The sequence below is a fragment of the Pseudomonas sp. T1.Ur genome (assembly GCF_023516725.1).
In the GTDB taxonomy this organism is placed as follows: Bacteria; Pseudomonadota; Gammaproteobacteria; order Pseudomonadales; family Pseudomonadaceae; genus Aquipseudomonas; species Aquipseudomonas alvandae.
The window spans coordinates 5,925,512-5,941,354 of the sequence record NZ_JAMGSN010000001.1 but is presented as its reverse complement, the minus strand read 5'-3'; the positions used below and the strand labels follow the sequence as shown (position 1 = coordinate 5,941,354).

Here is a 15,843-nt window from a genome sequence, read left to right as displayed (position 1 = left end):
ATGCCGGGCGGGGCTTTTTTTACTTCGCTACGTCTTACATGAAGTTGTAAGTGTAGTTGAAGATTACGCGAGTCTGATCCTGATCATCGCCAACACCGCTGCTGCGGTAGCTACCGTGACGCACAGTGGTGCCGAAGCCTTTCAACGCGCCCTGCTGGATGACGTAATCCACACGCATGTCGCGTTCCCACTCGGAATAATCGCTTCCAGTTGAGCTGGCGGTTTTGACGTCATCGCCGCGCAGGTAGGAAACCGAGGCCTTCAGGCCTGGAACGCCCAGGGAAGCGAAGTCATAGGAGTATTGACCGAAGGTGGTGTTTTCACCGGCACGGACAAACCCATTGATCATGCTGTCGGTGAACAGGTAGAAGCTTGCGCCACCGGCACCTTCAGGACGATTGTTGTCGTTAACCACGCTGCCCTGGTTCAGGTAGACAAAACCACCGTCATCACCGACTTGTTGGTGACCCAGCAAGAAAGCACTGCCGCCCAGGGTGTACGTGAACATCGCGCTCCAGGTCTTGTTGTCGACCTCGCCCGGGTTCTTGGCATAGCCACCGTTGTTGTTGAAGCGGTAGCCCAAGTCACCGTTACGGCCATCGGAGCTGCTGTCGAAGTAACGCAGGTCGGTCTTGAAGGATTGACCTTCGCTGATCGGGAAAACGTGTACCGCGCCCAGGAAGTGCTGCTTGTAGTAATCCTGCAGGTTGGCGTAGTAGTACTGCAAGGTCAGGTCCTTGGTGACCTTCCAGTCAGCACCGGCGTAACGGAACTGGTTGCTGTCCTGGGTACCGCCCGCCACTGCCAGGCCGGTGCTGTTGCTCGAAGCACGGCCCGTGGCGTGTTCCAACTGACCGGCGTTGAACGTGACGTTGTCGATTTCCTTGGAGGTGATGGTGCCACCTTCAAAGGTCTGCGGCAGCAGACGGCTGTCGTTGGCGACCAGGATCGGCAGGTTAGGCGCCAAGGCACCACCGAGGTGACCTTCGGTCTTGGAGAAGAGCGCCTTTACGTTACCGGACAAACGGCTCCAGTCATGGACAGCCGAACCATCGGTATCGGCTGGCATGTAGGAACCAGCGTTACGCCCTCTCCCACCATCGAGGCGAACACCAACCAGTGCCTGAGCGTCGATACCGAAACCCACGACACCTTGCGTGAAGCCAGACTTGTAGTCGAACTTCAGACCGGTGCCGGTCTCGCGCAGGTCTTCACTGCCCGTTTCATGGTTGTCGTTGTTGAAATACAACGTGCGAGAACTGACAGACGCCTTGCTGTCTTCGATAAAACCGGCGGCGCCTGCCTGCTGCGCCATTACCCCAAGGGCCACTGCCATGGCCAAGGTGGACTTCTTCATGCATCGCTCCTCTCGTTTTCTAATTCTTGTCTATCTTTGGCTCCGGATCGAACGCCCGGAATCCGCGGATGCGCGATTAGCGCCAGACCGTGACTGGCAAGTCAACCGTAACCCTTTCGGACTACGACCATGGTCTAACCCCGCGACACCGGCCCGAAGAATAAAGGATTCTTTATAAATCCAAAAAGAATTGTTTCAACAGTTTTCAGTGCGTTTTGACATATGAGTGCCATCACAGCGTCATCAAGCCGTGACAAGCCTTATCGGCGACGTAGGGGATAACTGAACGGTTATTCGTCGGGGTTTTTACCCAGCCCCGCGAATTCCTGGCGACGAGATATATTCCGCGCCTCCTGCGCCTTCGATCCTGCTCATGACAACTCGCGCATGCCGCGATCTTGACGCGTTCCAGACTAGCTGCTCATTGTCTGAAATCAAGAAGATCGCGGCGATGGGAGATTTCTGATGGCCGTTTACAAGGATTTTTCGAAGATCTTCGAATTGCGCTGGTAGTTGTACAGCGAAGCCCGCGCCGCTGGCAGGCGCTCGACGCTGCTGGGCTCGAAGCCCCTTTCGCGGAACCAGTGGGCGGTCCGGGTCGTCAGCACGAACAGCGTCTTGAGCCCCTGGGCACGGGCACGGGTTTCGATTCGCTCCAGCAGTTCATCACCGCGCCCGCCATGGCGGTACTCCGGATTGACCGCCAGGCAGGCCAGCTCACCCGCGTCCGAATCGGCGATCTGGTACAGCGCCGCGCAGGCAATGATCATGCCCTCGCGCTCGACCACGCTGAACTGTTCGATCTCACGCTCCAGCACTTCACGGGAACGACGCACCAGGATCCCCTGCTCCTCCAGCGGGCTGATGAGGTCCAGCAAGCCACCGACGTCCTCGATGGCTGCTTCGCGCACCACCTCGAACTGCTCCTGGGCCACCAGCGTGCCGCTGCCATCGCGGGTGAACAACTCGGCCAACAGCGCACCGTTCTCGGCATAGCTGACGATGTGGCTGCGCGCGACGCCACCACGGCAAGCCTGGGCCGCGGCGTCGAGCAGTTCGGCCTGGTAGTCGCTGCCCAGTCGCTGCATGTGGGCCGGAACCTGCTGCGGACGCAACTCGCGAACCAGGCGTCCATGCTCATCGATCAGCCCCTGTTCGGCGCCGAAAAGCAGCAACTTGTCAGCCGCCAGGTCAATGGCCGCCCGGGTGGCGACATCCTCGCAGGCCAGGTTGAAGATTTCCCCCGTGGGCGAATAGCCCAGCGGCGACAACAGCACGATGGAGCGCTCGTCCAGCAGGCGGTTGATGCCCTTGCGATCGACCCGGCGTACTTCGCCGGTGTGGTGATAATCAACGCCTTCAAGGACGCCGATCGGCCGTGCGGTGACCAGGTTGCCGCTGGCGACCCGCAGCCGCGAGCCCTGCATGGGCGAAGACGCCATGTCCATGGACAGGCGCGCCTCGATGGCGATGCGCAGTTGGCCGACCGCATCGATCACGCACTCCAGGGTCGCGGCATCGGTGATGCGCATGCCGTGGTGATAATGAGGTGTCAGGCCCTGTGCCGCGAGGCGAGTCTCGATCTGCGGGCGCGAACCATGGACCAGCACCAGGCGCACGCCGAGGCTGTGCAGCAACACCAGGTCATGAACGATGTTGCCGAAGTTGGGGTGTTCAACCCCATCTCCGGGCAGCATGACGACGAAGGTGCAATCACGGTGGGCATTGATATAGGGCGAAGCGTGGCGAAGCCAATTGACGTATTCGGGCATGAACCTGACCTGTAATAAATAACAGCCGAAAAAAGACGAAACAGAACGCACAGCGGGCTGGTGGTTATCGTCGGAACAGGCTTGGCGACACGCGCGCTCTCCTCATGTGATGAATACGGGCCCGCAAGGGGGCAATTTAACCGGCCGTGGCCGGCGTCAGGCAGTAGTGCCCAATCAACTGACGGAGCAATTGCACGGTAGGCTGCAAACGTGACATTTCAAGGTATTCGCCCGGCTGGTGGGCACAGGCGATGTCGCCAGGGCCGAGCACCAGGGTTTCGCAGCCAAGGCGCTGAAGATAAGGCGCTTCGGTGCCGAACGCCACTGCTTCGGCACGATGGCCGGTAAGCCGTTCGGCCACGCGCACCAGTTCGGCATCCTCGACCTGCTCGAATGGCGGCACTTCGGGGAACAGCGGCGCATAGTCGATCTTCACTTGGTGTCGCTCGGCAATCGGGTCGAGCTTCTGCTGGATCGCGGCCCGCAGCACTTGCGGATCCATGCCGGGCAAGGGCCGCAAATCGAATTCCATGGAACACTGGCCGCAGATCCGGTTGGGGTTGTCGCCACCGTGAATGCAGCCGAAATTCAGGGTCGGTTGCGGCACGGTGAATTGCGGATTGCGGAATTCACGCTGCCATTGCAGGCGCAGGCCACGCAGCTCGCCCATGGCGTCATGCATCGCTTCGAGGGCGCTGTGGCCCAGGCTCGGATCGGAGGAATGGCCACTGCGCCCGAGGATGTCGATGCGTTCCATCATCACGCCTTTATGCAGGCGGATCGGCCGCAGGCCGGTGGGTTCGCCAATCACCGCGGCACGCCCCAACGGCCGCCCGGCGTCGGCCAAGGCGCGGGCGCCAGACATGGAGCTTTCTTCGTCGCAGGTGGCGAGGATCAACAGCGGCTGCTTGAACGGTTGGTCCAGCAGCGGCTTGACTGCTTCGATGGCCAAGGCGAAAAATCCCTTCATGTCACAACTGCCCAGGCCCACCCAACGACCGTCGACTTCGGTGAGCTTCAGCGGATCGGTCTGCCACAACGCACCGTCGAACGGCACCGTGTCGCTGTGGCCAGCCAGCACCAGCCCGCCAGGGCCTGTGCCGAAGCTGGCCAACAGATTGAATTTGCCCGGGCTCACCTGCTGGATATCACAGGAGAACCCAAGCTCGGTTAGCCAGCCCGCCAGCAGCTCGATCACCGCACGGTTGGACTGGTCCAGCTTTGGCTGGGTACAACTGACCGAAGGGGCGGCGATCAGGGCAGCGAACTGATCTTTCATGGACGGCAAAGGCATCGCTGGCTCCGGGGCATACAAATTGGAGTCCATCATAGAACCATCGACAGCGAGTGTCCTGTCTTACCCATACGTTCTTTTTTGACGAGTGGCTGTTGTCGTCACGCAAGGCGCCGCGACGAGTCATAGCCCGCTATGGCGAGGAGCGGCAACGCAGCATGACGGCAACAGACACCGTCAAAAAGAACGTATGGGTGAGACAGGACACTCTTATACCGTCGCGACACGTAGGACGGATGAGTCCTGTACACTGCACGACCTTGGCAGCCACACCTCCCCCCGGCTGCGCACCCGATCCCTGGATTTTCCGGCCATGCAGAAAGAAACCGAAATCAAACTCCGCGTCAGCCGCGAGACCCTGGCAGCCTTGCGTGAGCATCCGCTGCTGAAAAAACGCAACAAGAGTGGCTGGGAACGCCACGAACTGATGAACCAGTACTTCGACACGCCGGAGCGTGACCTCGCCCGGGCCAAGGTCGCCCTGCGCCTGCGCCGCGACGGTGAAGAAGTAATCCAGACCCTCAAGACCCGTGGCCAGAGCGTCGCCGGCCTGTCCGAACGCAACGAGTACGACTGGCACCTGCCCAAGGCCAAGCTGGACCTGAAGAAACTCGAGGGCGAATGCTGGCCCGAGGCACTGGCCGAACTGGACAAGAAAACCCTCAAGGCGATCTTCACCACCGACTTCGTCCGCGAACGCGCCGAAATCGCCTGGGGCCGTGGCAAGAGCAAAGTGGTCATCGAGGCCGCGCTGGACCTGGGCCACGTCGTGGTCGGCAAGCAGAAGGAAGAAATCTGCGAGCTGGAGCTGGAGCTGCGCGAAGGCGAACCCGCCGCGCTGCTGGAGCTGGCCGCCGAGCTGGCCGCGACCCTGCCCTTGATGCCCTGCGATATCAGCAAGGCCGAACGGGGCTATCGCCTGCACGACGCGGGCAGCTATGCCCTGAGCCTTCCGGCCCCGCAACTGACTGTCGAAACTCCGCTGGACGACGCGTTCGCCGCCTTGAGCTGGCACTTGCTGGGCAGCAGCCAGCGGCTGGCCGAGCAATACCGTTTCAATGGCCATTGGCGCCTGCTGCAGGACTGGGTGGACAACCTCGCCGAACTGCGTGCGCTGCTCAGCAGCCTCGGCCAGGCCGCGCCGCGTCAATCAACTCATGATCTGCGCGTTGCCCTGGACGCGCTGCTGGAAGACTGGCGCCCACTGGTCCAGGCCGGCATCGAAGACGAAGACGTGCGCAAGGCGGCCCCGGAACAGTTCCTCGAAGAACTGCAAGACCCGCGCTGGGGCCTGTTCTCCCTCGAAGCCTCGCGCTGGCTGCTGGCCCGTAGCTGGGCCGCCGACCGCAACACCCGTGGCAACCGCCAGGGCGCGGCGCAACTGGGCAGTTGGTTGCCGCGCCTGTTGAGCGAAGAAGCCTCGTCTTTGCAGCTGCAACGCTACCAGCAACAGCCGGAAGACCTGGCCGAGCAATTGCCACGCATCGAACGGATCCAGGCCTGGCTGCACCATGCCCGCCACGTCCTCGACATTCCGGAAATGGACCGTCTCTACGGTGAATTGAACAAGCTGGCGCAACTGGCCAACGAACCGATCACCGACGAGCTTCTGGATGCGCGCAAGCAGCAGGCGATCGCGGTGTATCAGAATCGGGCGTGGAAGACTTTGTTGCGCCTGTAAGATCGCCATCGCGAGCAAGCTCGCTCCCACAACGGTCCAGCGTTGCACACAGATCTTGTGGCCGCTGAAGATCAACCGTGGGAGCGAGCTTGCTCGCGATGAGGCCAGCCCAAACATCGCAAAAACAAGCTCAGCGCACCACCGGCAAACTCGTCGTCGACTTGATCTCCGACAGCGCCACGATCGAGTTCACCTCCTGGATCCCCGGCACCATCGACAGCTTCTCGAAGAAGAACCGCTCATACGCCTCGATGTCCGCCGTGACGATACGCAGCAGAAAGTCCACCGCCCCCATCAGCACATAGCACTCCAGGACTTCGGGAAAGCCGCGGATCGCCTCGGTGAACTCGGTGAAGTTCGAACGACCGTGGGCGTTGAGCTTCACTTCGGCGAATATCTGCGTGTTCAGGCCGATTTTCTTGCGATCCAGCAATGTCACCTGTCCCCGAATGATGCCCTCCTCCTTCATCCGCTGGATCCGTCGCCAGCACGGCGATTGGGACAAACCTACCTGCTCGGCAATCTGCGCGCTGGACAGCGAAGCGTCCTCTTGCAGCAGTGCGAGTATCCTGCGGTCGTAGCTGTCCAGCTCGCTATGCATAAATAAACCTTTAATAAGCCAGATATTGATTGGAGTAATTCGCCAGAACAGCATAAAGGCATATCTTAGATAAGAAATACCTCGGGACGCATGTAAATATTTCTCCGCATACCCAGGAGATGTTCCATGCCCTCATTCGAATCCACCGCCACGCCCCCACTGCGCGCCGACGTCTGGCACACCGCCAATCCTCATCGTCGCGTCGAATATCAAGTGCTGGGCGAGGCCGAGCCGGACCTGCCTTGCCGGGTGCTCAACCTGTTCGCCTTGCAGGGCCTGACACCCGATAAAATCCATATGGAGCGCCACCATGATCAACTGTCCATGGAGGTCCTCATGGGCGGGCTGAGCTGGCACCGTGCCCAGGTGATCGCGGAAAAATTACGTAACTTGATCAGCGTGAGTTCGGTAGACATGCAAGACGTTGAAATTGCACGGGCTGGATCGGTCCAGGCAGTGAATTGAGATCGCTGCGGCAAGAATTCGAAACTCATTGGTCGGGTAGTGGCCCAACGGTACATAGCGTCGCGACTATTCTTTTGCAGACCAGGCCAAGACATCGAGGTGTCTGTATCGCGGCTTTGCTGCAATTGTCCAATAGGAATTCGAACGCTCATGTCCACCAAACACGCCACTCAGGACCGCTGGCTGGACCTTAACGATCTGCTGCGCCAACTGGTCGCCCAAGGCATCATCAGCCAGGATTCAGCGGAAACCGCACTCAATGCGCGTCGGCGCCACACCGCCAACAGCCAGTTGCACCCGCTTGAATTCATTGCCAACCAGCACCTGGACGACCTGAGCCGTCCCGGCAAGCGCCTGGATCTGGAGAACCTGACGCTATGGCTGGCCGAGCAGGCCGACCAACCCTACATGCGCATCGACCCGTTGAAGATCAACGTGGCAGCCGTTACGCCCCTGATGTCCTACGCCTTTGCACAGCGCCACAAGATCCTCGCCGTGGCGGTCGATCGCGACGCGGTCACCGTTGCCAGCGCCCAGCCTTACGTCAGCAGTTGGGAAGCGGACCTGACCCACGTGCTCAAGTTGCCGGTCAAGCGGGTGGTCGCCAACCCGGTGGATATCCAGCGCCTCAGCGTGGAATTCTACCGCCTGGCCAAGTCGGTCAGCGGTGCTACCACGGTCGAGCAGCAACCGAGCAACCTGAGCAACTTCGAACAACTGCTCAATCTCGGCGCCAGCGACCAGGAACCGGACGCCAACGACGCCCATATCGTCAATATCGTCGACTGGCTGTTCCAGTACGCCTTCCAGCAGCGCGCCAGTGATATCCACATCGAACCCCGCCGCGAGCAGGGCACCGTGCGCTTTCGCATCGACGGCGTGCTGCACACCGTCTACCAGTTCCCGCCGCAGGTGACGATGGCGATCATCAGTCGCCTCAAGAGCCTGGGTCGGATGAACGTCGCGGAAAAGCGCAAGCCCCAGGACGGACGCGTCAAGACCAAGACCCCGGACGGCGGCGAAGTGGAGTTGCGGCTGTCGACCTTGCCCACGGCATTCGGCGAAAAAATGGTCATGCGGATCTTCGACCCGGAAGTGCTGCTCAAGGATTTCGACCAACTCGGTTTTTCCGCCGACGACCTGCGCCGCTGGCAGGACATGACGCGCCAGCCCAACGGCATCATCCTGGTCACGGGGCCTACCGGGTCCGGCAAGACCACGACCCTCTACACCACGCTCAAGAAGCTGGCGACACCGGAAGTGAACCTCTGCACCATCGAAGATCCGATTGAAATGGTCGAGTCGTCCTTCAACCAGATGCAGGTCCAGCACAATATCGAGCTGTCGTTTGCCGCCGGCGTCCGCGCACTGATGCGACAGGACCCGGACATCATCATGATCGGCGAGATCCGCGACCTGGAAACCGCCGAGATGGCGATCCAGGCAGCGCTCACCGGACACCTTGTGCTCTCGACCCTGCACACCAACGATGCGCCGAGCGCCATCAGCCGCCTGCTGGAGCTTGGCGTGCCGCATTACCTGATCAAGGCCACGGTCCTCGGGGTCATGGCCCAGCGCCTGGTACGTACGCTGTGCCCGCATTGCAAGGCGCCGTTGGCCCTGGACGAAGACGACTGGCAAACCCTGACGCGCCCCTGGCAGGCACCCTTGCCCACCAATGCCCAACGGGCGGTCGGTTGCTCGGAGTGCCGTGACACCGGCTATCGCGGGCGTGCCGGGGTCTACGAAATCATGCAATTGAGCGACAGCGTCAAAGGCTTGATCCACCCCGACACCGATTTGCTGGCCGTACGCCGCCAGGCGTTCAAGGAAGGCATGCGCAGCCTGCGGCTCTCGGGCGCGCAAAAGGTTGCGGCGGGCTTGACCACCGTCGAGGAAGTATTGCGGGTAACGCCACAGAGCGAGCAGAAGTAGGCACCATCCGGCTCAAGAGGCAGAAATATCCCACAAACAAACCGGAACGGACCGTAGCGAAGATAATGACCGCTTGCCCTACACTCAGGGTTCGCTGGTCCATTTCAATTCGCACAGGGAACCGTCATGCAGATCGGTAGCGTACTTTTACTGTTCATCGGCCTCGTGGTCGCCATCCTGTTCATGGGGTTCAAGGTTGTGCCCCAGGGCTACCAATGGACCGTCGAGCGCTTTGGCCGTTACACCAATACGCTCAAGCCCGGCCTGAACATCATCATTCCGGTGATGGACCGCATCGGGCGCAAGATCAACGTCATGGAAAGCGTGCTGGATATTCCACCCCAGGAAGTCATTACCGCCGACAACGCGACGGTACAGATCGACGCCGTGTGTTTCTTCCAGGTCGTCAACACAGCCCAGGCCGCCTACGAGGTCAACAACCTCGAACACGCCATCCGCAACCTGTTGCAGACCAACATCCGCACGGTGCTGGGGTCCATGGAACTGGACGCCATGCTCAGCCAACGCGACGGCATCAACGAAAAACTGCTGCGCACCGTGGATGAGGCCACGGCGCCGTGGGGCATCAAGATCACCCGGATCGAGATCAAGGACATCAGCCCACCGGCCGACCTGATGGCCGCCATGTCCGGGCAGATGAAAGCCGAACGGATCAAGCGAGCCCAGATCCTCGAAGCGGAAGGCCTGCGAGCGTCGGCCATTCTTACCGCCGAAGGCAAGAAACAGGCGCAAATCCTCGAGGCCGAAGGCAGTCGGCAGGCCGCGTTCCTGGAGTCGGAAGCCCGCGAACGCCAGGCGCAAGCCGAAGCCCTGGCCACCCAGGTGGTGTCCCAGGCAATCGCCGACGGTAACGTCCAGGCCGTGAACTACTTCGTTGCGCAAAAATACATCGATGCCCTCGGCAAACTTGCCTCGGCCAACAACAGCAAGGTGATCCTGATGCCGCTGGAGGCCAGCCAGGTCATTGGCGCCGTCGGCGGCATCGGCGAGATCGTCAAGGCTACCTTCGACAGCAAGAAAGCCTGAGGCGCGCGTATGTGGGGTTTCCTGCAACAGATGTCGTATTGGGACTGGCTGGCGCTGGGCGTCATCCTGCTGATCCTGGAAGTGTTCGGCGCCGGCGGATATCTGCTCTGGATCGGCATGGCCGCCGCTGCGGTCGGTGTGCTGGCCTTCATCCTCCCGCAGATGGCGTGGGAGATGCAGTTCCTGCTGTTCGGCCTGTTCGCCATCGCGACAGCCCTGTATTGGTGGCGACGCCAGCGCAGCGCCGTGCGCCAGAGCGATCAGCCACACCTGAACCTGCGCGGACAGGAACTGATCGGCAAGGTCTTTCAGGTCCACGAGGCAATCGTCGATGGGCGGGGCAAGATCAAGGTGGCCGACGGCGTGTGGTTGGCGAAGGGACCCGATTCGCCTGTTGGCGCCCGGGTCAGGGTGGTGACGCAGGAGGGGACGGTGCTAACGGTTGAACGGGCGGAGTGACGCGTCATGGAACTGAATCGAGCCCTCGACAATCCAACGTCATAGTTAACCCAGTGGAGTCACCTATCATGCGTCTCAAACTTGCTGTCGCGACCCTAGCCTTGCTTTCTCTTCCTGTGGGCTCGGCAATGGCCGACACGTTTTGGCGTAACGTCATCTCGTCCGGTGCAACCACCGGATCCACCTACCTGACCTTCAAGGATAACAAGCTGATCGTCGCCGCCCAGGACGACGCCGGCAGCTTCGTCGCCAGTGACGGCAGCATCCGTGGCCCTTACCTGGAAGCCGCGATGCAGAAAGTCCGTGCCGACAACCCAGGCCTGCAGGCCACCGACATGGAACTGGCCAACGCGATCCTGGCGAAGAACGCCGTCGCCCAGCATTGATTCCCGGCCAATAAAAATGCCGCTCGATTGAGCGGCATTTTTTTGCCTGGAAAATCTTTCGGGGCTCCCACAGGTAACAGGCGTTATTCGCCGATAGCAGCCTTGTAGCCCGTCGCATCAAGCAAGTTGGCCAGGTCAGCCTCAGCATTGGACGGCTTGACCTTGAAAATCCACGAGGCATAAGGCGTGTCGTTCAATGCTTCCGGCTCGCTGCCCAGGGCTTCGTTGACTTCGACGACTTCACCTGCCACGGGCGAATAGATGTCCGAGGCAGCCTTTACCGACTCCACCACACCCGCTGTATCACCGGCCACGAACACCTTGCCAATTTCCGGCAACTCGACAAACACCACATCGCCCAAGGCTTCTTGCGCGTGATCGCTGATGCCCACGGTGACAGTACCGTCGGCTTCCAGGCGCGCCCACTCATGGCTTTCGGCGAAACGCAGTTCGGCAGGGATATCACTCATATTCTGTGTCCTCAAGAGAAGTGTCAGCGGCCGGCGGCCCGCCGTAAAAAGGTTAGATCAGGGTTTTGCCATAGCGGACGAAGGTCGGCTTGACCACCCGTACCGGGTACCACTTGCCACGAATTTCCACCTCGGCACGGTCGGCGGTGGCCATTGGGACACGAGCCAAGGCAATTGACTTGCTAAGCGTAGGAGAAAAACTACCACTGGTGATCTCCCCTTCGCCAACATCTGCGATTCGAACCACTTGATGGGCGCGCAAGACTCCGCGTTCTTCAAGCACCAACCCCACCAATTTGTGCCGCACGCCCGCAGCGAGTTCGGCTTCCAGCGCTTCGCGGCCGATGAATTGGCGACTGGCCGGCTCCCAGGCGATGCTCCAGGCCATGTTCGAAGCCAAGGGCGAAACATCCTGGTGGATGTCCTGGCCATAGAGGTTCATACCAGCTTCCAGGCGCAGGGTGTCGCGGGCGCCAAGGCCAATGGGTGAGATACCGGCGCCCACCAGGTCGTTGAAAAAGCTTGGGGCTTCATGGGCCGGAAGAACGATTTCCAGACCGTCTTCTCCGGTATAGCCGGTACGAGCGATGAACCAGTCACCGTCGGCGCGACCTTCGAAAGGCTTGAGTTGCTGGATCAATTGGCCGCGAGATTGCGTGACCAGTTCAGCGATCTTGTGCCGGGCGTGAGGCCCCTGGATCGCCAGCATCGCCAGTTCTGGACGCTCATGCAGTTGCACGTCGTAATCGCCGAGCTGCGCCTGCATCCAGGCCAGGTCCTGATCGCGGGTCGAAGCGTTGAAGACCAACCGATAGCCGTCCTCGACCCGGTAGATGATCATGTCATCGACAATGCCGCCCTGCTCATTGAGCATGGCGCTGTACAGCGCACGGCCCGCGTCCTGCAAGCGATCGACATCGTTGGCCAGCAAGCGCTGCAACCAGGCTTTGGCTTGGGGACCGGCAACGTCGATCACGGTCATGTGGGATACATCGAACACACCGCAATCGCGACGCACCTGATGGTGCTCTTCAACTTGCGAGCCATAGTGCAAAGGCATATCCCAACCGCCAAAATCGACCATCTTCGCACCGAGGGCGAGATGAAGGTCATACAGAGGCGTACGCTGTCCCATGGGTTTCTCCTTCCGGGCTTGGCGAAGGTGCGGACGGGCACTGCACAGCACGAGCATCTGAAAAGAAGAGTTTTCTGACGCTCCCAGCTACCCGGTCCGACAGACGGACCGCACCGAATGCCGCGCATTGTATCCGCATGATGTAGGACTGACACCTAGGAGGACGCTCAATAGTTGAGATCGCCTGCTAGGGGTTTCGATGGGCCGAACGTCGTATCAATCCGATGACCGGTAACAGCCCTACCAACACCAGCGTCAATGCCGGCAACGCCGCCCTGGCCCATTCTCCCTCACTGGTCATTTCAAAGATCCGCACCGCCAGGGTGTCCCAACCGAACGGGCGCATCAGCAAGGTCGCCGGCATTTCCTTGAGCACATCGACGAATACCAGCAGCGCCGCACTCAGGGTGCCCGGCAACAGCAACGGCAGATACACCTTGAAAAACAATCGTGGTCCACTGACGCCGAGGCTTCGGGCGGCCTCGGGCAAGGACGGACGAATTCGCGCCAGGCTGCTTTCCAATGGACCGTAGGCCACCGCCAGGAAACGCACCAGGTACGCCAACACCAGAGCCGAAAGACTGCCCAGCAGCAGCGGTTTGCCCGCACCGCCGAACAGGTTCGACAGCGGAATGACCCACTCACGGTCCAGATAGCTGAACGCAAGCATGATCGAGACCGCCAGCACCGAGCCCGGCAACGCATAGCCCAGGTTCGCCAGGCCGACACCGGCACGGATGGAGCGGGTCGGCGCCAGTCGTCGGGCAAAGGCCAGCAGCAAGGCGACACATACAGTAACCAGCGCAGCCAAGCCGCCCAGGTAAAGGGTATGGACGATCAGCCCGGCATAACGCTCGTCCAGGTCGAAACGACCGCGTTGCCAGAACCACACCACCAGTTGCAGCACCGGAATGACAAAAGCGCAGGCAAACACCAGGAAACACCAACCGCTGGCCGCTAACGCCTTGAGCCCTTGCAGAGGGTAAAGCGCCTTGACCCGAGGTCGCTCGTTGCCGGCTCGCAGGGCACCCCGGGCACGGCGTTCACCGTAGAGCACCATTATCACCGCCAACAGCAGGAGACTGGCCAACTGGGCCGCACTGGAAAGGCTGAAAAAGCCATACCAGGTCTTGTAGATCGCCGTGGTGAACGTGTCGAAATTGAACACCGACACCGCGCCGAAGTCCGCCAGGGTTTCCATCAAGGCCAGCGCCACGCCCGCGCCGATTGCCGGCCGCGCCATCGGCAGCGCCACGCGCCAGAACGCTTGCCATGGCGACTGTCCCAGCGCCCGGGCCGCTTCCATCAGTCCTTTGCCCTGGGCCAGGAAGGCGCCTCGGGCGAGCAGATAGACATAGGGGTAGAACACCAGGACCAGAACCAGGATCACCCCGCCAGTGGAGCGTACCCGGGGCAGGCGCAGACCGCTGCCGAACCATTCACGCATCAGCGTCTGCACGGGGCCGGCAAAATCCAGCAGGCCGACAAAGACAAACGCCAGGACATAGGCAGGAATCGCGAACGGCAGCATCAACGCCCAGTCGAGCCAGCGCCGGCCGGGAAACTCACAAAGACTTGTGAGCCAGGCCAGGCTGACGCCCAACAGCGTTACGCCGACGCCCACGCCAAGGATCAGCGTCAAGGTATTGCCCAACAGGCGCGGCATCTGGGTTTCCCAAAGATGGGACCAGATCTGCTGGTCGATGCTTTGCCAGGACAGCAGCAGCACGCTCAAGGGCAGCAGGACCAACGCAGCGACCGCGAAGACCAGGGGATACCAGCGGCGTTGGGCGGGGTGGGCCAAGGAAAGTTCTCGTTAGGCAAACAGTAACGTGGCGAGGGAGCTTGCTTCCGCTGGGCTCTGTAGGAGCTGGCGAAGCCTGCGATCTTTTGATCTTTTGATCTTTTGATCTTTTGATCTTTTGATCTTTTGATCTTTTGATCTTTTGATCTTTCGCTTGAAACTCAAGGGGCTGGGGAAAAGATCGCAGCCTCGTTGCACTCGACAGCTCCTACCAGCTCCTACCAGCTCCTACCAGTCCCTGCCAGCTCCTACAGGCCTGGTGGGAGCAAGCCCCCCCTCGCTCAATTCCAGCCAGCACGATCCATCATGCGAATGGCTTCGGCCTGGCGCTTGCCCGCCACTTCCACCGGCAAGGTGTCGGCCTTGAACGTGCCCCACGCGGCGACTTCCTTGGAGGGTTGCACTTTCGGGTTCGCCGGGAATTCCTGGTTGATGTCGGCAAAGATGCTTTGTGCTTCTGGCGTGGTCATCCACTCCACAAGCTTCTTCGCGGCGTCTGCATGCGGAGCGTGCTGGGTCAAGCCAATGCCCGACAGGTTGATGTGCACGCCGCGATCGGCCTGGTTCGGCCAGAACAGCTTCACTTTCAAATCGGGTTTCTGCTGGTGCAGGCGACCGTAGTAATAGGTATTGACGATGCCGACGTCGCATTGACCCGCGTTGATCGCTTCCAGCAGCGCGGTGTCGTCGGAGAACACGTCGGTGGACAGGTTCCTCACCCAGCCCTTGAGGATTTCCTCGGTTTTTTCCGCCCCGTGGGTTTCGATCAGGGTCGCGGTCAGGGACTGGTTGTAGACCTTCTTCGACGTCCGCAGGCACAAGCGGCCTTCCCATTCCTTGCCCGCCAGGGCCTCATAAGTGGTCAACTCGCCCGGTTTGACCCGGTCAGTGGAATAGGCAATGGTCCGCGCCCGCAGGCTCAGGCCTGTCCAGGCGTGGGAAGAGGCGCGGTATTGAGGCGGGATGTTGGCGTCGATGACCGGCGAGGTGAAGGGCTGGAGAATGCCCATCTGCTCGGCTTGCCACAGGTTGCCGGCATCCACGGTGAGCAGCAGGTCGGCGGTGGCGTTTGCGCCTTCGGCCTTGATCCGCTGCATCAGCGGCGCTTCCTTGTCGGTGATGAACTTCACCGCCACGCCGGTCTTTTTGGTGTACGCGTCGAAAACCGGTTTGATCAACTCATCGATGCGCGAGGAATAGACCACCACCTCATCGGCGGCTTGAGCGGCGGTAGTGCCGATCAGGGCCAAGGCGAGGACGGACAGCAGGCGTTTGGTTGCCGACATGGGAGCGGTCTCTGATTTGTGAACGAGCGCAAATGATAAGGACTCACATTTGGCAGCTCAATCGAACAGTTGCCGGACACATTTCCAAATGTTGCATAGCGGGGATGGTTCCGCCCTTTTCGCGAGCAGGCTCGCGCCCACATTGACCTGT

At 60.7% G+C, this 15,843-nt stretch carries 14 protein-coding genes; 6 read left to right on the top strand and 8 right to left on the bottom strand.

The window, feature by feature from the left end; genetic code table 11:
- Nucleotides 1-34: 34 nt before the first annotated feature.
- The 3 genes from M8Q45_RS26270 to argE form a co-directional block, all read right to left on the bottom strand.
- Entirely contained in the window at nucleotides 35-1,357 is a 1,323-nt protein-coding gene (locus tag M8Q45_RS26270; RefSeq protein WP_249876981.1) for an OprD family porin, read from the bottom strand.
- A gap of 473 nt (nucleotides 1,358-1,830) precedes the next feature.
- A complete protein-coding gene (argA, locus tag M8Q45_RS26265; RefSeq protein ID WP_249876980.1) occupies nucleotides 1,831-3,129 on the bottom strand; it encodes an amino-acid N-acetyltransferase in 1,299 nt (432 codons plus the stop codon).
- Nucleotides 3,130-3,265: 136 nt separating this feature from the next.
- The gene (gene argE, locus M8Q45_RS26260) at nucleotides 3,266-4,423 is read right to left on the bottom strand and encodes an acetylornithine deacetylase (RefSeq protein WP_249876979.1); all 1,158 of its coding nucleotides are present in this window, start codon (nucleotides 4,421-4,423) and stop codon (nucleotides 3,266-3,268) included.
- Between the two features lie 313 nt (nucleotides 4,424-4,736).
- Here argE and M8Q45_RS26255 point away from each other — a divergent pair, with 313 nt between their 5' ends.
- Nucleotides 4,737-6,104, top strand: a complete 1,368-nt coding sequence (locus M8Q45_RS26255) for a CYTH domain-containing protein (RefSeq protein ID WP_249876978.1) — start codon at nucleotides 4,737-4,739, stop codon at nucleotides 6,102-6,104.
- A gap of 130 nt (nucleotides 6,105-6,234) precedes the next feature.
- Here M8Q45_RS26255 and M8Q45_RS26250 read toward each other — a convergent pair whose 3' ends face one another.
- A complete protein-coding gene (locus M8Q45_RS26250; RefSeq protein WP_249876977.1) occupies nucleotides 6,235-6,705 on the bottom strand; it encodes an Lrp/AsnC family transcriptional regulator in 471 nt (156 codons plus the stop codon).
- 126 nt (nucleotides 6,706-6,831) lie between these two features.
- Here M8Q45_RS26250 and M8Q45_RS26245 point away from each other — a divergent pair, with 126 nt between their 5' ends.
- The 5 genes from M8Q45_RS26245 to M8Q45_RS26225 all read left to right on the top strand — a co-directional run bounded on the left by M8Q45_RS26245 (nucleotide 6,832) and on the right by M8Q45_RS26225 (nucleotide 10,997).
- Complete coding sequence (locus tag M8Q45_RS26245; protein ID WP_249876976.1) at nucleotides 6,832-7,170, top strand: ACT-like domain-containing protein; 339 nt, start codon at nucleotides 6,832-6,834, stop codon at nucleotides 7,168-7,170.
- Between the two features lie 150 nt (nucleotides 7,171-7,320).
- Nucleotides 7,321-9,105, top strand: coding sequence for a type IV pilus assembly ATPase TfpB (gene tfpB / locus M8Q45_RS26240; protein ID WP_249876975.1), 1,785 nt, complete (start codon nucleotides 7,321-7,323; stop codon nucleotides 9,103-9,105).
- A gap of 126 nt (nucleotides 9,106-9,231) precedes the next feature.
- Nucleotides 9,232-10,152 (top strand): SPFH domain-containing protein, encoded by a 921-nt coding sequence (locus M8Q45_RS26235; RefSeq protein ID WP_003206668.1) that lies wholly within the window; start codon nucleotides 9,232-9,234, stop codon nucleotides 10,150-10,152.
- A gap of 9 nt (nucleotides 10,153-10,161) precedes the next feature.
- Entirely contained in the window at nucleotides 10,162-10,611 is a 450-nt protein-coding gene (locus tag M8Q45_RS26230) for an NfeD family protein (protein WP_249876974.1), read from the top strand.
- A gap of 65 nt (nucleotides 10,612-10,676) precedes the next feature.
- Nucleotides 10,677-10,997, top strand: a complete 321-nt coding sequence (locus M8Q45_RS26225) for a DUF2388 domain-containing protein (RefSeq protein ID WP_249877397.1) — start codon at nucleotides 10,677-10,679, stop codon at nucleotides 10,995-10,997.
- Nucleotides 10,998-11,080: 83 nt separating this feature from the next.
- Here M8Q45_RS26225 and gcvH read toward each other — a convergent pair whose 3' ends face one another.
- From gcvH to M8Q45_RS26205, 4 genes are all read right to left on the bottom strand, one after another.
- Entirely contained in the window at nucleotides 11,081-11,467 is a 387-nt protein-coding gene (gene gcvH / locus M8Q45_RS26220) for a glycine cleavage system protein GcvH (protein WP_249876973.1), read from the bottom strand.
- A 52-nt stretch (nucleotides 11,468-11,519) separates the two neighbouring features.
- Nucleotides 11,520-12,602, bottom strand: a complete 1,083-nt coding sequence (gcvT, locus tag M8Q45_RS26215) for a glycine cleavage system aminomethyltransferase GcvT (protein WP_249876972.1) — start codon at nucleotides 12,600-12,602, stop codon at nucleotides 11,520-11,522.
- A gap of 187 nt (nucleotides 12,603-12,789) precedes the next feature.
- Nucleotides 12,790-14,406 (bottom strand): ABC transporter permease, encoded by a 1,617-nt coding sequence (locus tag M8Q45_RS26210; protein ID WP_249876971.1) that lies wholly within the window; start codon nucleotides 14,404-14,406, stop codon nucleotides 12,790-12,792.
- Between the two features lie 281 nt (nucleotides 14,407-14,687).
- The gene (locus M8Q45_RS26205) at nucleotides 14,688-15,692 is read right to left on the bottom strand and encodes an extracellular solute-binding protein (RefSeq protein ID WP_249876970.1); all 1,005 of its coding nucleotides are present in this window, start codon (nucleotides 15,690-15,692) and stop codon (nucleotides 14,688-14,690) included.
- Nucleotides 15,693-15,843: the final 151 nt, after the last annotated feature.